This window comes from Streptomyces sp. R41 (assembly GCF_041053055.1).
In the GTDB taxonomy this organism is placed as follows: domain Bacteria; phylum Actinomycetota; class Actinomycetes; order Streptomycetales; family Streptomycetaceae; genus Streptomyces.
The window spans coordinates 6,612,170-6,630,790 of the sequence record NZ_CP163443.1; the positions used below are offsets into that span (position 1 = coordinate 6,612,170).

The window sequence follows — 18,621 nt, forward strand, 5'->3', positions numbered from 1 at the left end:
GTGTACGCCACCCGTCCGCACGGTCACCGTTACGTATCGACGGATTCGTACAACGGGAGATCTACGCGCGTAGGGCGTACAGTGCGAAAATGACGAGCCAGATCCAGAACACCCCGAGCTCGGAACAGATCCGCCGGGCGCCCAAGGTCCTGCTGCACGATCACCTCGACGGGGGCCTGCGCCCCGGGACGATCGTCGAACTCGCCCAGCAAACGGGCTATTCCAATCTCCCCGAGACCGATCCCGACAAGCTCGCCATCTGGTTCCGCGAGGCCGCCGACTCCGGTTCTCTGGAGCGGTACCTGGAGACCTTCGCCCACACCTGCGCCGTCATGCAGACCCGCGACGCCCTCGTCCGGGTCGCCGCCGAATGCGCCGAGGATCTCGCCGAGGACGGTGTCGTCTACGCCGAGGTCCGGTACGCGCCCGAGCAGCACCTGGAGACCGGGCTCACCCTCGAAGAGGTCGTCGAGGCGGTCAACGAGGGCTTTCGGGAGGGTGAGCGGATCGCCCGGGAGAACGGGCACCGGATCCGGGTGGGTGCCCTGCTGACCGCCATGCGGCACGCGGCCCGCGCCCTGGAGATCGCCGAACTCGCGAACCGCTACCGGGACTTGGGTGTCGTCGGCTTCGACATCGCCGGCGCCGAGGCCGGCTACCCGCCCACCCGGCACCTCGACGCCTTCGAGTACCTGAAGCGCGAGAACAACCACTTCACCATCCACGCCGGTGAGGCCTTCGGTCTTCCCTCGATCTGGCAGGCGCTGCAGTGGTGCGGCGCCGACCGGCTCGGCCACGGCGTGCGGATCATCGACGACATCCACGTCCACGAGGACGGCTCTGTGGAGCTCGGCCGGCTCGCCTCGTACGTGCGCGACAAGCGCATCCCGCTGGAGCTGTGCCCGAGCTCCAACCTCCAGACCGGCGCCGCCGACTCGTACGTCGATCACCCCATCGGACTGCTGCGGCGGCTGCATTTCCGCGCGACCGTGAATACGGATAATCGCCTCATGTCGGGCACGAGCATGAGTCAGGAATTCGAGCGCCTAGTCGAGGCATTCGGTTACACGCTCGACGACGTCCAGTGGTTCTCGGTCAATGCTATGAAGTCAGCATTCATTCCTTTCGATGAACGACTGGCGATGATCAATGACGTGATCAAGCCCGGATATGCCGAGCTGAAGTCCGAATGGCTGTTCCAGCAGACTGCCTCCACCAGGCCTTCTGTAGGGAATCAGGCCTGATCGGAGGGGGTGCGAAGCGGCCGGGTCTTCACTTCTTCTCCATGACTCGGCCGCTTTTTGATGTTTGCGGAGGGTGGCTTTGCGTGTTTACGGTTTTGGACCGCTCACATCCCCGTAACACAGATATAAGGACGCATTCAAAATGAAGCAGTCTGCTGCAAAGACCCTCGGTGTCGCCGCTCTCGGTGCCGCCTTCGCCGCCGCCGGCGCGGGTGCCGCGAACGCCGCGCCGGCCGTGCCGGACGCCTCCTCGGCGCTGGACACCGTCACCAAGACGCTGCCCGCGGAGAACGTCGCCAAGGCGCTGCCCGGTGCCGGTCAGGCGCTCGCTCATGGGCAGAGCGGGCTGGGTGCGGGCATGGCCGCCGCGCAGCCTGCCGCCGCGCGCGCCCTCGCCAACGGGCCGGCCGGGTCGGCGACCGGGCTGCTCGGGGGCCTGCCGGTGCAGGGGCTGCCGACGCAGGGTCTGCCGGTGAACGGGATTCCGCTCGGCTGACTTCCGCCGCGCGCACGAACGCCGATGGGGCGCACCCGGGTTGGGTGCGCCCCATCGGCGTCTGTGCTGCGCCTGCTGGGTCACCAGGCCGTACGGGTGGCCTTGTCCTCGGACGGGAACAGGATCCACAGCGCTATGTAGAGCAGGAACTGCGGGCCGGGGAGCAGACAGGAGAGCACGAAGATCACGCGCATCGTGGTCGCGGAGGTGCCGAAGCGCCGTGCCAGCGCTGCGCACACTCCGCCGATCATGCGGCCGTTGGTGGGGCGGGCAAGGGCGGTCATGGTGGCTCCTTCGCGAACCGTGGTTGAGTGCCGGGCTGTTCGGCTCCGATGCCGTCCGGCTTCGAAGCCTTCGAGGTCTCCGGCTTCGATGTCTTCAACGCTACGGGGACGAAGTGGGCCAAGCGTCGCTCTACGGTGCGATCCCGACCCTGGGAATCGTCGGGGTCCGACCCTGAGCGGTGTCCTCCCGGGGGAGGGCCGCGCGGCGTCGGGTCTCGGCCCGGCGGCGGAGTCGGGCCCTGGCGGCGGGCACGATCGCGAGGTGGGCGAGGGCGACGCCGACCGTGTTGAGCAGGATCGAGTCGATGTCCACGACCTGGCCGGGGACACCGGTCTGCAGAAGCTCGATGCCCAGCGAGATGAGGGCGCCGGCGGCGACCGTGCGGATGAGGGAGCCGAGCGGGGAGACGGCGAGCTTGCCGCCCGCCATCGGGAGCAGGACGCCCAGCGGGGCGAGGAGGCCCAGGCCCTCCGCGATGCGGCGGGCCGCCACCTCTGGGCCCAGTGCGAGGTCGGCTCTGATGCCGGCGAACGGCCGCAGGTTGGCGGCGCTCACCCAGGGGACGTCCAGGGGGCGCAGGGTGATCCAGGCGACGAGGGCGAGGTGTGCGACGAGGAGGACACCTCCTGCCACACGGACGCGGGTCGCGGCGCTGCCGCCGTCTGAACCTTGACGCTGCACGCCCCCCAAGACGCGGGGTCCGGCACGATCGGTTCCGGGGGGAGTGTTTTCGCCCCCTCCGCCCCTGCCCGTCCCGACCAGCCTTTCGGCTGCGGGTGAGTGGGGGTTGCTCGCGCAGTTCCCCGCGCCCCTTTTAGGGGCGCGGGGAACTGCGCAGTCTTTTAGCGGGGGTCTGGGGGCGGCAGCCCCCAGGGACGGGACGGGCAGGGGCGGAGGGGGCGAACAAACCCAACGCCCCGCCACGTCACGACCCTCCGACCGCCGTCGACGGTGGTGACGTGGTGCTGGGGTCCGAGCGCACCTCGGGGGTGCACTCGTAGCTGAGGAGGGGAGACGGGGCAGGGCCGCCGAGGATGACGGAGCCGTCGTCCTGGGCCGCGGCCGAGTCGGAGAAGGTGCAGACGATCTGGGCCAGGGCGGAGGACGTGAGGTTCTCGGGCGGCGTACTCAGCCGGAGTGTGTCCTCGGGGTCCTTGCCCCGGGGACCACTGACCGTCATGCCGCCGCGCACGTCCGTCGTGTACCCGGCCTGCTGCTCCGGAGTGGAGGGCGTCTCCGCGAGCTCGTCGAGGAGCCCCTGGGCCACCAGGACCCGCCGCGCCGCCTCCGCCGTACCGTCGGGGATCCGCACCGAGCGGTCGACCGTGACCAGTTGCCCGGAACAGAGAAGGAAGACCTGGACGGGCACACCCCGGGAGGACTGGGTGGAGATGTCCGTGCCGGACAGCGCACAGGGCACCCGCGACGGCGCCGGACCGAAGTCGGTCGGGACCTGAGTGGACCGGATACCGCAGCCCGCCAGCAGCACGGCGAGCAACGGCACGACCAGCCAGGGCCGCAGGCCCCGGAGACGGGGCAGACCCGCAGGACCCGCCAGACGCGGCAGATCTGCCAGACGCCGGAGACGTGGGAGCCGTGCGAGGCGTCCGCCCCGCGAGCGGAGGGATGGTCCGGGGCCCACGCCTCGACGGCGGAGGAGCCGTGCCGGGCCTGTGCCTCGGCGGCGAAGGAGCCGTGCGAGGCCCGCGCCTCGGCGGTGGAGGAGTCGTGCGGTCGTCATCCGGCGGTGTCCTCCGTGCTGTTCCCGCTCCCGTGGCCGTTCCTGGGGCCGTTCCCGTGCCCGTGCCCGTGCCCGTTCCCATTCCCGTCGCGGAGGTCGTCGATGAGCAGTTCCGACGCGTCCTGCGGCAGGCGCAGCGTGAAGACCGCACCTCCCTTGGGCGCATTCGCCGCGGTGATCTCGCCGCCGTGGATGTGCGCGTTCTCCAGGGCGATGGAGAGGCCGAGGCCGCTGCCCTCGGAGCGGGGGCGGGACGCGCTCGCCTTGTAGAAGCGGTCGAAGACGTGCGGGAGTACGTCCTCGGGGATGCCGGGACCGTGGTCCTGGACCTCGATGACCAGCTCTTCGCCCTCCACGCGCACGGAGACCCGTACCGGCGAACCCCCGTGCTTGAGCGCGTTGCCGATCAGGTTCGCCAGGATCACGTCGAGGCGGCGCGGGTCGAGGCGCGCCGTGATGCCGCGCTCGGCGTCCAGGTCCACCGCGTCCAGCCAGGCGCGCGCGTCGATGCACGCGGTGATCTGGTCGGCGATGTCCACGTCGTCGAGGACGAGCCGGGCGGTGCCCGCGTCGAAGCGGGTGACCTCCATCAGGTTCTCGACGAGGTCGTTGAGGCGCCGGGTCTCGCTGACGACGAGGCGTACGGCAGGCTCGATCATCGGGTCGACGCTGCCGGTCTCCGCGTCCAGTTCCTCTTCCAGGATCTCCGTCACGGCAGTGATGGCGGTGAGTGGCGTGCGGAGTTCATGGGACATGTCCGCCACGAAGCGGCGGGACGCCTCGTCGCGGGCGCTCATGTCGGCCACGCGTTTTTCGAGGGCCTCCGCCGTGTGGTTGAACGTACGGGAGAGATCGGCGAGTTCGTCCGTGCCCGACACGCGCAGTCGGGTGTCGAGCTTGCCCTCACCCAGGCGGCGGGCCGCGGTGCCCAGGCGGTGCACCGGCTTGAGGACCGTGGTCGCCGCGGCCTGGGCCAGCAGCGCCGAGCCGATCAGGGCCAGGCCCGTGGCGATGCCCAGGGACCAGGCCAGCGAATTGAGATCCTTCTCCTCGGGTTCCAGGGACTTGAGCATGTAGCCGGTGGTGGTGCCGCCGATCACCTTCGCGCCGCCGACGAGGTAGGGCTTGTCGTGGTCGGTGATCCGCTGCCAGTAGAGGTGGTACGCGGACTTGTTGTTCGAGGACAGCGGCTGCTCCTTGTTCACCGCCTTCTGGAGGGACTTGGGTACGTCCTCCAGCGTGAAGGTGTCCAGTTCGGAGTTGCCGACGACGGTCTTGCCGTTCGAGTCCTGGGCGACCAGCAGCACGCTGAAGCGCTGGCTGCTGTTCGCCATCTGCCCGGCCGTGCGCTGGAGTTCGTCCTGCGCGGGGTGCACCGGCAGCATGCTCGCGTGGTTGCGCATCTCCTGCTGGAAGTCGCGCAGCACCGCGTCCTGCGTGCGCGTCAGCACGGCCTCGCGGTTGAGCCAGTACGCGATACCCGACGCCGAAACGGCGGCCGTGAGCGCGACAAGTCCGAACACCACGACCAGCCGCAGCCGCAGGCTGGTGAAGCGCAGGCCGGACAGGAGCGCCTTGCGCGCCGCGGCCCAGCCGCGGAGCTCGTCCTGCGGTTTTGTCACTGAGGATTGTCCAGCCGGTAGCCGACGCCACGCACGGTACGGATCAGGGTGGGCGAGGACGGCACGTCCTCGACCTTCGCGCGCAGGCGCTGCACGCATGCGTCCACCAGACGCGAGTCGCCCAGGTAGTCGTGCTCCCACACCAGACGCAACAGCTGCTGGCGGGACAGCGCCTGCCCCGGGCGGCGGCTCAGCTCGAGGAGCAACCGCAGCTCGGTCGGCGTCAGTTGCAGATCCTCGCCGTTCTTGGTGACCGTCATCGCGGCGCGGTCGATGACGAGCGAGCCGAACGTCGCCGAGTCGTTCGCCTCCCGCTCACCGCGTCGCAGTACGGCACGGATCCGGGCGTCGAGCACCCGGCCCTGCACGGGCTTGACGACATAGTCGTCGGCGCCGGACTCCAGACCGACCACGACGTCGATGTCGTCGCTGCGCGCGGTCAGCAGAATGATCGGCAGCTGGTCGGTGCGCCGAATGCGCCGGCACACCTCGAATCCGTCGATGCCGGGCAGCATCACATCCAGCACGATCAGGTCGGGCCGCTGTTCACGCAGCAGCTTCAGACCGTCCTCGCCGGTGGCAGCGGTGGCCACACGGTGTCCCTGGCGCGTCAAAGAGAGCTCCAGGGCCGTACGGATGGCGTCGTCGTCCTCGATCAGCAACAGGGAAGGCACGAACGTCATTCTGGCCCATGTCATGGCCGGGTATCGACCGTTGGAGCGCTCCCACCCATCTCTCGCACAGAAGGAGGGCCCCTCTTGTACGACGGTGAGCCCCCGAGTGGTCATCTGCGTAGTCGTACCGCTCTTCTCTGTGATCGGGCTGTGGCGCGCCTGCGGATGGGCCCTGTGACAGGTCTGTGACAGTCGACGGACACGGCCATGAAGTGGCCCGGGCAAGCTTTTCGACACAAGCAAGGAAGCTCGGCGGAACGAACCGAAGAACCGGGACTCCACGACGGGGGGCGCGAGATGAACACGCTGCACAGCACCAGCACTAGCGCAGTTGTCACGCGGCTCCACGATGTCACCCGGGGCTCGGAGAAGTCCGGTGCCGTGAGCGGGCGGGGGTGCGCTCGCGGCACCGGGCGTCAGCACACCGCGTACATGACGGTGGTTGACGCGTTCACGGGGGAGAGCCCCGCGGCGACAGCCGCTGTGGGCACGGTCGGGGGGAAGGCTCACGGGGGAGCCGCGTACGGGGAGGACACGGGGGAGCGTCGCTCGGTGTCGGAGGTGGAGTTCACCGCCTACGTCCAGGAGCGTCGCGCCTCCCTGTACGCAACCGCCTACCACCTGACCGGTGACCGGTTCGAGGCCGAGGACCTGCTGCAGAGCGCGCTGTTCTCGACGTACAAGGCCTGGGACCGGATCAGCGACAAGGCCGCGGTCGGGGGATACCTCCGCCGCACCATGACCAACCTGCACATCAGCGCGTGGCGCCGCCGCAAGCTGAACGAGTACCCGACCGAGGAGCTGCCGGAGACGCCCGGTGACACGGACGCGATGCGCGGCACCGAGCTGCGCGCCGTGCTGTGGCAGGCGCTCGCCCGGCTGCCCGAACTCCAGCGCACGATGCTGGTCCTCCGTTATTACGAGGGCCGCACCGACCCGGAGATCGCGGAGATCCTCGACATCAGTGTCGGCACGGTGAAGTCCAGCATCTGGCGGTCGCTCCGCCGGATGCGCGAGGACGAGGTCCTCAGCTTCGGCCGTGACGAGGAGGAATCCTTCGGGGAGCTTGTCGCCTGAAGGTCTGGGGGGAGCGGTAGTACGGGGGAGCAGTACCGGGGGAACCAACGGGGTCACGGGGGACCACGGGGGAGCACGGGGGAAATGAGAAAGGTCCAGGCGGACGGGGGGTCCGCCTGGACCTCTTTTCGTTGTCCGCGCCTTGCCGTCCTTTCGTTGTCCGCACCATGCCGTTCGCGCTACCGCGCCGCCTTGTCGGCCGCCACGATCGACTCCGCCTTCTCGACCATGCGCCGCTTGCGCTCCTTCACCGCCGCGAGCGTGTCCGCCTGCTCCTTGATGAGCCGCTGCTGGTGGCCGGACTCGACGGCGTGCCGGATCACGACGTAGTCGGTCGCGCTCTTGCAGCGCACATCGGCCTCGGCCGTACGGATCTCCTTGGCCGAGGGCGCGGGGAAGTTCGGGTGCGGGCCGTTCGGGCTCGTCCGCTGGGTGCGCCAGGTCGAGTCGTCGACGGCGGAGAGCGGGTCCGGGTAGTTCATGCCGGACTTGCGCATGCAGGCGCTCCACCGCTTGTCGAGTGCGACGGTCGCCGGATCCTCGCGGGTGGTGGCGGAGGCCTGGACGAACAGGGTCTGGACCGTCATCAGGTCGTCGGCGGCCCGGTCGGCCAAGGCCTGGCGCTGGGCCTGCCCGTGGCAGCCGCCCTTGGGAACGCCGGCCGGGACCTCGGCAGCGGCCGTCCCGTTCTTCTTGTCGGCCTTCTGCGCTGTACCGGTGTAGACGGCCGCGGCGACGGGAGTGATGGCCTGTTCCCGCGCCGCGTCCTTCTGCTGCGCGGCCACGGCCTCCTGCTTGGTGACGCCGTCCGGCAGCGGCGGCTTGTAGCCGTAGACGCGGACCGATGCCAGGTCCGTCGGCCCGTACTTGCGGGCGTTGGCCGGAATGCTGCCGGGGGGCGCCTCGTACGCGGGCAGGCTCACGCCGAACTTCTTCATGCAGGAACGGGTCAGGACGTCGACCGCGCGATTGACCGTCTCGGTCTCTTGCGTGGTCGGCTTGTACGCGTCCAGGGGGTACGCCTTGGGCGCGTGGGCGAAGGAGGTGGCGACGACCGGTGTGGTGTCCTCGCCGTCCTGTCCGTGCTGTCCGCCCCGGTCCGCCTGCCCGGAGGAGCAGGCCGTGGCCAGGAGCACGAGGGCTGTCGCCGCGGTGATCGTCGCGCCGGTGCGGGGCGCCGGGCTCGTCCTGTTACGCATGTTTCAGGTGATCACTCGTGATGCACACCGTCAAGTGCCCCCAGGGGAAAGGCAGTTCGAGTATGCGCTTTCCGGTCATGGTCGTCGATCTTTCGGCCATTCACAGGAACGCGATCCCGTACGCCGTCGGTTCATGTGCCAGGGTCACGTGCGCATACGGCGCTCCCGGCCCGCGAGGGCGGGGGGCCTCACAGCGCCGGAAGGAAGGGTACGGAATGAAGAGAGCACGTGGCCTCGCGGTGGCATCGGTGATGTCCGTCGCGGCCGTCTTCGCTGCGATGACCCCCGCTCAGGCGGCCAGCAACGACGGCACCTGCAACACCGACGAAGCCTGCATCTACCGCCTCCTGGACTACTCGGGCGGTATCTACGACACGCTGTCCAGCAAGAAGAGCTACAGCGGTCTCGTCTTCCATGGCACGTCGACCACCATCGACAACAAGGCGAGCTCGGCCAGGAACAAGGACCCCGACAACAACCTGTGGTTCTACCAGCTGAACAACTGGGCCGGTGACACCTGGGGTCTGCCGGCCGGCTCCTCGACCAACTTCAACGGTCCGGACGACAACAAGTGGTCCTCCCACTGCTGGACCGGCGCCACCGCGGGCTGCCCGGGCGGCTGACGGAACCGGCGGCCCCGGGAGCCGGCGACTACGCCGCCGTCGGGCGCGGGGTCGCGCGGCGCCCGGCGGCCGCGGCGGTCAGGCGGCCCAGGGCCTCGTCCTTGTCGCAGGGGTGGGCGCCCAGGGCGGCCTGACGGGCCACGATGGAGCGCTCGGCGCGCATCAGACGCCAGCCGCGGCGCAGCAGGAAGGGCACCGACTTGCGGCCCTCCTTGAGATCCCGCAGGAAGCGGCGGCGGAACGTGGTGACCGGGCCCCGCGACAGACACAGCGCGTCGGCCAGCAGGCCCAGTTCCCGGCAGCGCTCGACGATCTCGGCGGCGAAGATCCCCTCCGCGATGAACAGCGGCGTCCGCTCGATGCGCAGGGTCTCCGTGCCGGTCCGGGCGCTCAGCGAGATGTCGTACACGGGGATGGTCGTACGTCCCGTGCGGCACAGCTGCTCGATCGCGGCGACCGCCGTGTCCGCGTCCCAGGACAGCGGGTGGTCCCAGTCGATGTCCTCGCTGCCCTCCACCTGCGGAAGCGTCGGGTCCGTGCCCTCCTTGTAGAAGTCGTCGAGGCGCAGCACGGGGAGCCCGGAGTCGGCCGCGAGAAGGGACTTTCCAGAGCCGGAGGGGCCGCAGAGCAGCACCACGCGGGTGGGTATCGGGGGATGGGGACCCAATTCTCCGTACCTTCTGTGAATCGACCTGGCTTCGCCACGCATCGGACGCCTCCAGGTCATTATCCCCTCCCCCGGGACCCGCCCCGGCCCTGACGGGGATCAGCCCGCCGTCGGCTCCGTCACGCCGTCGGTGGCCGGCTCCGTCACGAAGCGGACCGACGCGTCCGGCTTCCGCGTCAGGGCCCGCGCTTCCTCGGGGTGTCCGAGCCGACCGCGATCAGGGCGACCCGGTTGCCGACCGAGCGGGCGGCTGGATGACGTCGCCCGGGGTGACGTGGACTGGCGTTCATATGCCTGTTGACCCTCACGGGCGAATCGGAAGCCCGGACCACCCGGAAGGCGGATCGGTCAACTACGCTGCGTGTCTTGCCAGTTGCTCTCCGCTCCCTGAAGAGGAAACCTGATGGCGCGACACGCAGCGCAGCAGACCACCGTGACCCGCACGACCGCGCGCATCGCCACCACCGCGGTCGGAGTGGTCGCTGCCGGTGCGGCCGCGGCCACCCCCGCCGTCGCGGACACGGCCCCCGCCGTGGACGTCATGCGCACCCGGCCCACCTCGGTGGGCACCATCGACCCGCAGGCGGGCGCGGCGGCCCTGACCGGCACGGTGGGGTACGCCACCGGCCCCGTCGAGGGCCTCAAGCCCAACCCGCTGGCGGGCACCGGGGTCGACCCGCTCGACAACGGGGTCGGCACCCAACTCGGCGACTTCAAACCGGTGTCCTCGCGGGCGCTGACCGGCCCCGTCGCCCAGGCGTCGTCGATCGGCAGCATTCCCGTGATCGGGCAGGTGGCGGGAGTGCTGCACTGATCGGCGACCTGCTGCTGAACATGAGAGAGCCGCGCTACCCCTGGACGGAGGGGAAGCGCGGCTCTCCGTTCGGTGGGGCGAGCCGGACGCGTCAGTAGGACGAGCCGGAGGCGCCCAGGGAACCCGTCGGGTGCCAGACCGTCTTCGTCTCCAGGAAGGCCGTCAGGCGCTCGATGCCGGGGGTCTCCGAATAATCCACAGGCTGTGGACGAAGAACGCGCTTCAGGTTGTCCGCGGCCGCGATCTCCAGCTCCTTCGCGAGGACGTCGTCCGCGCCGGCGAGGTCGATCGCGTTGACGTCCTGGTGCGCGGCGAGGGGAGCGGCGATCTCCGCCGTCCTGCCGGAGAGCACGTTGACCACACCGCCGGGCAGATCGGAGGTGGCCAGCACCTCGCCCAGCGAGAGCGCCGGAAGCGGCGACTTCTCGGAGGCTACGACGACCACCGTGTTGCCGGTCGCGATCACCGGGGCGATCACCGAGACCAGGCCGAGGAACGACGACTCCTGAGGGGCCAGAACGGTGACCACGCCGGTCGGCTCCGGGGTGGACAGGTTGAAGAACGGGCCCGCGACCGGGTTGCCGCCGCCGACGACCTGGGCGATCTTGTCGGTCCAGCCCGCGTACCAGACCCAGCGGTCGATCGCCGCGTCGACGACAGCGGCCGCCTTCGACTTCGACAGCCCCTCGGCGTCCGCGACCTCGCGCACGAACTGGTCCTTGCGGCCCTCCAGCATCTCGGCGATGCGGTAGAGGATCTGACCGCGGTTGTACGCGGTCGCGCCGGACCAGCCGCCGAACGCCTTGCGGGCGGCGACGACCGCGTCACGGGCGTCCTTGCGGCTCGACTGCGGCGCGTTGGCCAGCCACTTGCCCTTGGAGTCCGTCACCTCGTACACCCGGCCGCTCTCGGAACGCGGGAACTTCCCGCCCACGTACAGCTTGTAGGTCTTGAAGACACTCAGACGCTCGTTGTTGCGGTCAACTGTGCTCATTTATCGCTCGCCCTTCGGGCTCGACGGGGCGAGGTACGCCTCCAGGCCGTGACGACCGCCCTCGCGGCCGAAGCCCGACTCCTTGTAACCGCCGAACGGCGAAGTCGGGTCGAACTTGTTGAACGTGTTGGACCAGATGACGCCCGCGCGGAGCTTGCTCGCGACGGCCAGGATCCGGGAGCCCTTCTCGGTCCAGATGCCCGCCGAGAGGCCGTACTGGCTGTTGTTGGCCTTGGCGACGGCTTCGTCCGGGGTGCGGAAGGTGAGGACCGAGAGCACCGGGCCGAAGATCTCGTCACGGGCGATGGTGTGCGCCTGGGTGACGTTCGTGAAGAGCGTCGGGGCGAACCAGTAGCCGGAGGACGGTAGTTCACAGGCCGGGGACCAGCGCTCGGCGCCCTCGGCCTCGCCCTGCTCGACGAGCGAGGTGATGCGCGCGAGCTGTTCGGCGGAGTTGATGGCGCCGATGTCGGTGTTCTTGTCGAGCGGGTCGCCGAGGCGGAGCGTCGAGAGACGGCGCTTGAGCGAGTCCAGCAGCTCGTCCTGGATCGACTCCTGGACGAGCAGGCGGGATCCGGCGCAGCAGACCTGGCCCTGGTTGAAGAAGATGCCGCTGACGATGCCCTCGACGGCCTGGTCGATGGGGGCGTCGTCGAAGACGATGTTCGCGCCCTTGCCGCCGAGTTCGAGGGTGACCTTCTTGCCGGTCCCCGCCACCTGGCGGGCGATCGCCTTGCCCACGGCGGTGGAACCCGTGAAGGCGACCTTGTTGACGTCGGGGTGCTCGACGAGGGCGGCACCCGTGTCGCCGTACCCCGGAAGGATGTTGACGACACCCTTGGGCAAGCCCGCCTGGCGGCAGATGTCCGCGAAGAACAACGCCGACAGGGGAGTGGTCTCCGCGGGCTTCAGGACGACCGTGTTGCCGGTGGCGAGCGCCGGGGCGATCTTCCAGGCCAGCATCAGCAGCGGGAAGTTCCAGGGGATGACCTGACCGGCCACGCCCAGCGGCCGCGGGTTCGCGCCGAAACCGGCGTGGTCGAGCTTGTCGGCCCAGCCCGCGTAGTAGAAGAAGTGCGCGGCGACCAGGGGGAGGTCGGCGTCGCGGGTCTCCTTGATGGGCTTTCCGTTGTCGAGCGTCTCCAGGACGGCGAGCTCGCGGGAGCGCTCCTGGATGATCCGGGCGATGCGGAACAGGTACTTGGCGCGCTCGGAGCCGGGCAGCGCCGACCACTTCTCGAAGGCCTTGCGGGCGGCCTTCACAGCGCGGTCGACGTCCTCGGTGCCGGCCTGGGCGACCTCGGAGAGGACCTCTTCGGTGCTCGGCGAGACCGTCTTGAAGACCTTGCCGTCGGCGGCCTCGCTGAACTCGCCGTCGATGAAGAGCCCGTATGACGGGGCGATGTCGACGACGGAGCGGGACTCGGGCGCCGGTGCGTATTCGAATGCGGAAGCCATGGTGATCAGTCCACCGTCACGTAGTCGGGGCCGGAGTAGCGGCCGGTGGCCAGCTTCTGACGCTGCATCAGCAGGTCGTTCAGGAGCGAGGACGCGCCGAAGCGGAACCAGTGGTTGTCCAGCCAGTCCTCGCCCGCGGTCTCGTTCACCAGGACCAGGAACTTGATGGCGTCCTTGGTGGTGCGGATGCCGCCGGCGGGCTTCACGCCGATCTGGACGCCGGTCTGCGCGCGGAAGTCGCGGACGGCTTCCAGCATGAGGAGCGTGTTCGCCGGCGTCGCGTTGACGGCCACCTTGCCGGTGGAGGTCTTGATGAAGTCGGCCCCGGCCAGCATGCCGAGCCAGCTCGCCCGCCGGATGTTGTCGTACGTCGAGAGCTCACCGGTCTCGAAGATGACCTTGAGGCGGGCGCTGGTCCCGCAGGTCTCCTTCACGGCGGTGATCTCGTCGTACACCTTCATGTACTTGCCCGCGAGGAACGCCCCGCGGTCGATGACCATGTCGATCTCGTCGGCGCCCGCGGCGATGGCGTCGCGCACGTCGGCCAGCTTCACGTCGAGCGCGGCGCGGCCGGCCGGGAACGCGGTCGCGACCGAGGCGACCTTCACGCCGGAGCCGGCGACGGCCTCCTTGGCGACGGCCACCATGTCGGGATAGACACAGACCGCTGCCGTGGTCGGCGTCGTACGGTCGGTCGGGTCCGGGTGGACCGCCTTGGCGCCGAGCGCCCGGACCTTGCCCGGGGTGTCCGCGCCTTCCAGTGTCGTCAGGTCGACCATCGAGATGGCGAGGTCGATGGCGTACGCCTTCGCGGTGGTCTTGATGGAACGGGTACCGAGCGAGGCGGCGCGCGCCTCCAGGCCGACCGCGTCGACGCCGGGCAGCCCGTGGAGGAAGCGGCGCAGCGTGCTGTCGGACGCGGTCACGTCGCCGAGTGCGTGTGCAGCGTGTGCAGTGGTGGGCATGGTCACCAGACGAGCATATCTACGCGCGTAGCAGCTGTACACCCCCGGGTGCGGAGGTGGGGTTGTTCCGCTCGACGCGGAGCGCCCCGTAAGGGGCGCGGGGAACTGCGCGACAAGCCCCCACCCACCCGCAGCCAAATAAGCAACCCGGGGGGTCTGGGGGGGCGGAGCCCCCAGGTGACGGGAATGGGCAGGGGCGGAGGGGGCGAAAACCCCACCACCCACCAGCCCCGTCGCAGACGTCCGGCACAATCGGGACCATGAGCACCCCCGACCCCCAGCCCCCCGTACCGGACGCCTCGCGACCCGAGTCGAAGGACCGGATCTACCGGTCGCCCGCCGGTATCGCGGGCGGCGCCCTGCTGCTGCTCATCGCGGGCTGGCTCGGCATCGACGCGCTGGTCTCGGGCCACGGCCGCACCCCCTGGCTGGCCCTCGCCGCGCTGATCCTCGTCGTCCCGCTGGTGTCCGCCTTCACCCTGCGCCCCGCGGTCTACGCGAACGAGAACCGGCTGCGCATCCGCAACCCGTTCCGCGTCATCGTGCTGCCCTGGGGCAAGGTCGCCACCCTGCGCTCCAGCTACACGAACGAGGTGGTCGACACCTCCGGCACGAAGTACCAGCTGTGGGCCGTCCCCGTCTCCCTGCGCGCCCGCAAGAAGGTGGCCAAGCAGCAGGCACGGGGCGCGTCGGGCAGCGGCGGCGGCCGTATGTCCGCGATGGGCCGCACGCCCTCGTTCGGCCGTCCGTCCTCGGTCCACGCCGAGCCGACCCGCGCCCAGACCGACCAGATCATGGACGACCTGCGCGAGCTGTGCGAGGCCCGCGCGGCCACCGAGGGCGCGCAGGGCGAGGTCACCGTGCGGTGGGCGTACGAGGTGATGGGGCCCGCGGCCGCGGGGGCGATCCTGCTGGCCATCCTGCTGGCGATGGGCTGACCAGCCCCTCCCCATACGATTCACAGGCTTCTCGGCTAAGCAACGGGAGCGATCTCCCCTCTGGCCCCCTGTCCGGGAAGCGACGCATCGATGGAGGACCGAGCTGAAGCTCGACAGCCACCGCACCTCCTTCTCGGAGTGGACGGCCTCCGGCCCGCGCTGGCCCTGGCTGGAGCGGAAGCCGCGCCTGATCCACCCGTACGAGAGGGCGGCCGCCGAGATCACCGCCATGTGGCGCGACCCGGCGCTGCGGCCGACCGGCGAGAGCGGGGAGCGGGCGCTGGGGTGGCCGCTGTGGCCGCTGACCGTGGTGGGCGCACTCGCGTGGGTGGCGACGCTCGTCCTGCTTCCGTAGCCGCGGTAAGGGCCGCCCGGCTCCCGTCGCCGCGGCCATGCCACACCTTGCTCCCGTGGCCCCCGTCATGGCGCGCTCTGCTCCCGTCGCCGCGGCCATGGCACACCTTGCTCTCGTAGCCCCGGTCATGGCCCGCTCTGCTCCCGTACCCGGTCATGGCGCTCCGCCCCCGCAGCCCTGGTCACGGCGCGCTCGGCCACACCAGTGCCATGTACGCGCTGCAGTACGCCGAGCCCAGTACCGCCGCCGTCAGGCACACGGCGCGGAAGCGGGGCGAGGCGCGGGCGAGGTGCAGGGCCGCCGGGAGCAGGAGCGGGAAGCCGGGGAGGAGGAAGCGGGCGCGGGGGAAGTAGACGCCGCCGCTGCCCAGGACGATCAGCAACAGGACCCCGGTGAAGACGAGCAGGGGGAGCGGCTGGCGGTCCCACGCGGAGAGGACGTAGAGCGCCATCGACGCGAGCAGTGTGACGGTCACCATCACCAGAAACAGTTCAGGAGTCGAGTCGACCCCGAGTACCTCCCGCAGCCGGCGCACGGTCTCCGCGCCGCCGTCCCACTCGTTGTGCCACAGCCGCTGTACGGCGAAGTAGCCGTCCCAGCGGCCCAGGCGCAGGCCCACCCACCCGACGTACACGAGCCAGCCGGCCGGGGCGAGGGCGGCGGCCGTGAGGGCGCGTAGCGAGAAGCCGTTGCGGAGCGAGAGCAGGGCCGTCACGGTGACCGCCGCCGCCAACGCGATGCCCGTCGGGCGGGTCAGCCCCGACAGCGCCGCCAGCGAGCCCGCCCACAGCCAGCGCCCGGTGAGCACCGCGTACAGCGACCACGCGGCGAACGCCGTGAACAGCGACTCCGTGTAGCCCATCCACTCGACCAGGCCCACAGGGAGAGCCGCCCACAGGACGGTCAGCAGCACGCCAACCCGGCGGCCGTGCAGATGACTGCCGACCGAGTGGATCCCCCACGCGGCGAGGAACGAGCACGCGACCGCGATCGCCCATCCCGTCGTCGCGCGCGTGCCCGGCGTCAGCACCGCGACCGCCTTGACCAGCACGGGGTAGAGCGGGAAGAAGGCGAGGTTGTTCGCGTCGTACGCGGTGCCCAGGTGGTGGGTGTAGCCATGGTCGGCGATGCCCAGGTACCAGTCCGCGTCCCAGTGTGTCGCCAGGATCGGCCAGACGCCGTGGTGCCGGCGGTGGGCCCACAGTGCGAGCGCGAGCAGGCCGGTGACGCGTACGGCCGCGTAGGCGACGAGGGCGGGAGCCGCGCGGCGCAGATGGGCGCGGACTCTGGCCACGGGGGTGGCTTTGCGCGACGGGCGCCGGGTCTTCGGGGTCTTCGGTGTCTTCGGGACGAGTCCGCTCGGGGCGTTCCGGGGTGGGGCGGATGTCGGCCGGGAAGCGGTCGAGGGCACGCGGCAGCTCCTGGGACTCGGTGGTGCGCTACCGGTAACCGTTCCTCGGTCTCGCGGCGGCGCACGGGAGCGCTGCGTCAACTGCCGTGCGGAAATCACCCGGCAGAGCGATCAGGTGTGCCTGCGCGGCCCACCGGACAGAGCGATCAGGAGTGCCCGTGCGGGCCCACCGGACAGCTGGGTGGGCCCGCGGCGACGCGTCAGATACCGGCCGCGGCCGACAGGTCCCGCTTGATCGCCGACAGCAGTTCGGCGGCCCTCGCGTGCGCGGCGGGGAGGTTGTCCCGGGTGCCCACGGGCACCACGACCTCCAGGTAGCACTTCAGCTTCGGCTCCGTGCCGCTCGGGCGGACGATGACGCGGGCGCCGTCCAGCGCGTAGCGCAGGCCGTCCGTGGGCGGCAGCTTGTCCGTGCCCTTGGTGAGGTCCTCCGCCTTCGTGATCGCCAGACCGGCGAGCTGCGTCGGCGGCCGCTCGCGCAGGCGCCGCATGGCGTTCGCGATGATCGACAGGTCCTCCACGCGGACCGAGAGCTGGTCGGTGGCGTGCAGGCCGTACTCGACGGCGATGTCGTCGAGGAGGTCGAGCAGCGTGCGGCCCTCCTCCTTGAGCTCGGAGGCGAGTTCCGTGACCAGCAGGGCGGCGGTGATGCCGTCCTTGTCGCGTACGCCATCCGGGTCGACGCAGTAGCCCAGCGCCTCCTCGTAGCCGTACCGCAGACCGTCCACACGGGCGATCCACTTGAAGCCGGTGAGGGTCTCCTCGTACGGCAGCCCCGCCTTCTCGGCGATCCGGCCGAGGAGCGACGAGGACACGATCGACTCGGCGAAGGTGCCCCGCGCCCCGCGGCGCACCAGGTGCTCGGCGAGCAGCGCGCCGACCTCGTCGCCGCGCAGCATCCGCCACTCGCCTCCTTCCCCCTTCACCGCGACCGCGCAGCGGTCGGCGTCCGGGTCGTTCGCGATGATCAGGTCCGGGTCGGTCTCGCGGGCCGTCGCGAAGGCGAGGTCCATCGCGCCGGGCTCTTCCGGGTTGGGGAAGGCGACGGTGGGGAAGTCCGGGTCGGGCTCGGCCTGTTCGGCGACGAGGACGGGGGTGGGGAACCCGGCCCGGGCGAAGGCCGCGAGCAGCACGTCCTTGCCGACGCCGTGCATCGCCGTGTAGACAGTGCGGGCGGTACGCGGCGACCCCTGGGCCAGTACGGCGTCCGTACGGGCCAGGTAGGCGTCCAGGACGCCCTCGTCGAGGGTCGCCCAGCCGGAGTCGGGGCGCGGGACCGTGCCGAGGCTGGTGATGGCGTCGATCTCGGCGGCGATCTCCGCGTCCGCCGGGGGGACGATCTGCGAGCCGTCGCCCAGGTAGACCTTGTAGCCGTTGTCGCGGGGCGGGTTGTGGCTGGCGGTGACCTCCACGCCGGCAGCCGCGCCGAGGTGCCTTATGGCGTAGGCGAGGACGGGGGTGGGGAGCGGCCGGGGCAGTACGGCGGCGCGCAGGCCCGCGCCGGTCATCACCGCCGCGGTGTCCCGGGCGAAGTCCGCGGACTTGTGGCGGGCGTCGTATCCGATGACGACGAGGCCGTCCGTCTGCCCCTTCTTCTTCAGGTACGCGGCGAGGCCGGCGGCGGCGCGGATGACGACGGAGCGGTTCATGCGCATGGGGCCGGCGCCGAGTTCTCCTCTGAGGCCGGCGGTGCCGAACTGGAGGGTGCCCCTGAAGCGGGCGGCGAGCTCTGTGACGTCCTTGGCGTCGATGAGCTTGGCGAGTTCCTCACGGGTCTCCGCGTCGGGGTCCTCGGCCAGCCACGCCGTGGCCCGTGCGATGAGTTCGTCCTGCACCTCGGGTGCACCTCTCTCTTCGTTCGTACGTCGCTGTGTACGCCGGGTCTGTCTCGCCCCCGCCGCCCCTACCCATTCCCGTCCCCCGGGGGCTCCGCCCCCAGCCCCCCGTATCGGCCCGAACGGCCTCGCCCTCAAACGCCGGCCGGGCTGAAAACCTCCGGCCCCGACGGGAGAAAGGCTCGGCCCGGCGGACGAAGGATTCAGCCCCTGCGGCATTCGA

General features: G+C 70.5%; 19 protein-coding genes. 7 read left to right on the forward strand and 12 right to left on the reverse strand.

What is annotated here, in order from left to right; translation table 11 throughout:
• Window positions 1-89 precede the first annotated feature (89 nt).
• Window positions 90-1,244 (forward strand): adenosine deaminase, encoded by a 1,155-nt coding sequence (locus AB5J53_RS30310; protein WP_369248789.1) that lies wholly within the window; start codon window positions 90-92, stop codon window positions 1,242-1,244.
• Window positions 1,245-1,386: 142 nt separating this feature from the next.
• On the forward strand, window positions 1,387-1,740 hold the full coding sequence (locus tag AB5J53_RS30315) for an ATP-binding protein (RefSeq protein ID WP_369248790.1): 354 nt from the start codon (window positions 1,387-1,389) through the stop codon (window positions 1,738-1,740).
• Window positions 1,741-1,820: 80 nt separating this feature from the next.
• On the opposite strand, the gene AB5J53_RS30320 is transcribed toward AB5J53_RS30315, so the two are convergent.
• From AB5J53_RS30320 to afsQ1, 5 genes are all read right to left on the reverse strand, one after another.
• Window positions 1,821-2,024: a PspC domain-containing protein gene (locus AB5J53_RS30320; protein ID WP_362032264.1), complete on the reverse strand. Its 204-nt coding sequence runs from the start codon at window positions 2,022-2,024 to the stop codon at window positions 1,821-1,823.
• A 130-nt stretch (window positions 2,025-2,154) separates the two neighbouring features.
• On the reverse strand, window positions 2,155-2,706 hold the full coding sequence (locus AB5J53_RS30325) for a VanZ family protein (RefSeq protein ID WP_369248791.1): 552 nt from the start codon (window positions 2,704-2,706) through the stop codon (window positions 2,155-2,157).
• 244 nt (window positions 2,707-2,950) lie between these two features.
• Window positions 2,951-3,529: a hypothetical protein gene (locus AB5J53_RS30330; protein ID WP_369248792.1), complete on the reverse strand. Its 579-nt coding sequence runs from the start codon at window positions 3,527-3,529 to the stop codon at window positions 2,951-2,953.
• Between the two features lie 233 nt (window positions 3,530-3,762).
• Complete coding sequence (locus tag AB5J53_RS30335) at window positions 3,763-5,388, reverse strand: ATP-binding protein (protein ID WP_369248793.1); 1,626 nt, start codon at window positions 5,386-5,388, stop codon at window positions 3,763-3,765.
• Window positions 5,385-6,062 carry a two-component system response regulator AfsQ1 gene (gene afsQ1, locus AB5J53_RS30340; protein WP_099505496.1) on the reverse strand — a complete coding sequence of 226 codons (678 nt, stop codon included), beginning with the start codon at window positions 6,060-6,062 and terminating at the stop codon, window positions 5,385-5,387. The genes AB5J53_RS30335 and afsQ1 overlap by 4 nt, the downstream gene beginning before the upstream one ends.
• Before the next feature lie 297 nt (window positions 6,063-6,359).
• Here afsQ1 and AB5J53_RS30345 point away from each other — a divergent pair, with 297 nt between their 5' ends.
• Complete coding sequence (locus AB5J53_RS30345) at window positions 6,360-7,139, forward strand: SigE family RNA polymerase sigma factor (protein ID WP_369248794.1); 780 nt, start codon at window positions 6,360-6,362, stop codon at window positions 7,137-7,139.
• A gap of 179 nt (window positions 7,140-7,318) precedes the next feature.
• Here the strand turns inward: AB5J53_RS30345 and AB5J53_RS30350 are convergent, their stop codons facing one another.
• Entirely contained in the window at window positions 7,319-8,338 is a 1,020-nt protein-coding gene (locus tag AB5J53_RS30350) for a hypothetical protein (protein ID WP_369248795.1), read from the reverse strand.
• 215 nt (window positions 8,339-8,553) lie between these two features.
• On the opposite strand from AB5J53_RS30350, the gene AB5J53_RS30355 reads away from it, so the two are divergent.
• A complete protein-coding gene (locus AB5J53_RS30355) occupies window positions 8,554-8,961 on the forward strand; it encodes a peptidase inhibitor family I36 protein (RefSeq protein WP_369248796.1) in 408 nt (135 codons plus the stop codon).
• Window positions 8,962-8,989: 28 nt separating this feature from the next.
• On the opposite strand, the gene AB5J53_RS30360 is transcribed toward AB5J53_RS30355, so the two are convergent.
• Window positions 8,990-9,628 carry a uridine kinase gene (locus AB5J53_RS30360; RefSeq protein WP_369248797.1) on the reverse strand — a complete coding sequence of 213 codons (639 nt, stop codon included), beginning with the start codon at window positions 9,626-9,628 and terminating at the stop codon, window positions 8,990-8,992.
• Window positions 9,629-10,031: 403 nt separating this feature from the next.
• On the opposite strand from AB5J53_RS30360, the gene AB5J53_RS30365 reads away from it, so the two are divergent.
• Complete coding sequence (locus AB5J53_RS30365; protein WP_369248798.1) at window positions 10,032-10,442, forward strand: hypothetical protein; 411 nt, start codon at window positions 10,032-10,034, stop codon at window positions 10,440-10,442.
• 91 nt (window positions 10,443-10,533) lie between these two features.
• On the opposite strand, the gene AB5J53_RS30370 is transcribed toward AB5J53_RS30365, so the two are convergent.
• From AB5J53_RS30370 to deoC, 3 genes are read right to left on the reverse strand one after another with little or no spacing between them, the layout of a single operon-like run.
• Window positions 10,534-11,436 (reverse strand): aldehyde dehydrogenase family protein, encoded by a 903-nt coding sequence (locus AB5J53_RS30370; protein WP_369248799.1) that lies wholly within the window; start codon window positions 11,434-11,436, stop codon window positions 10,534-10,536.
• Window positions 11,437-12,894, reverse strand: a complete 1,458-nt coding sequence (locus AB5J53_RS30375) for an aldehyde dehydrogenase family protein (RefSeq protein WP_369248800.1) — start codon at window positions 12,892-12,894, stop codon at window positions 11,437-11,439.
• Between the two features lie 5 nt (window positions 12,895-12,899).
• On the reverse strand, window positions 12,900-13,859 hold the full coding sequence (gene deoC / locus AB5J53_RS30380; RefSeq protein WP_369248801.1) for a deoxyribose-phosphate aldolase: 960 nt from the start codon (window positions 13,857-13,859) through the stop codon (window positions 12,900-12,902).
• A gap of 260 nt (window positions 13,860-14,119) precedes the next feature.
• Between deoC and AB5J53_RS30385 the strand changes: the two genes are divergently transcribed.
• Window positions 14,120-14,797, forward strand: coding sequence for a PH domain-containing protein (locus AB5J53_RS30385; protein ID WP_369248802.1), 678 nt, complete (start codon window positions 14,120-14,122; stop codon window positions 14,795-14,797).
• A gap of 229 nt (window positions 14,798-15,026) precedes the next feature.
• Window positions 15,027-15,152 (forward strand): hypothetical protein, encoded by a 126-nt coding sequence (locus AB5J53_RS30390; protein ID WP_369248803.1) that lies wholly within the window; start codon window positions 15,027-15,029, stop codon window positions 15,150-15,152.
• A gap of 181 nt (window positions 15,153-15,333) precedes the next feature.
• Here the strand turns inward: AB5J53_RS30390 and AB5J53_RS30395 are convergent, their stop codons facing one another.
• Both AB5J53_RS30395 and AB5J53_RS30400 read right to left on the reverse strand, forming a co-directional pair.
• The gene (locus AB5J53_RS30395; RefSeq protein ID WP_369248804.1) at window positions 15,334-16,446 is read right to left on the reverse strand and encodes a hypothetical protein; all 1,113 of its coding nucleotides are present in this window, start codon (window positions 16,444-16,446) and stop codon (window positions 15,334-15,336) included.
• Between the two features lie 317 nt (window positions 16,447-16,763).
• Window positions 16,764-18,398, reverse strand: coding sequence for a phospho-sugar mutase (locus AB5J53_RS30400; protein ID WP_369248805.1), 1,635 nt, complete (start codon window positions 18,396-18,398; stop codon window positions 16,764-16,766).
• Between the last annotated feature and the right edge of the window lie 223 nt (window positions 18,399-18,621).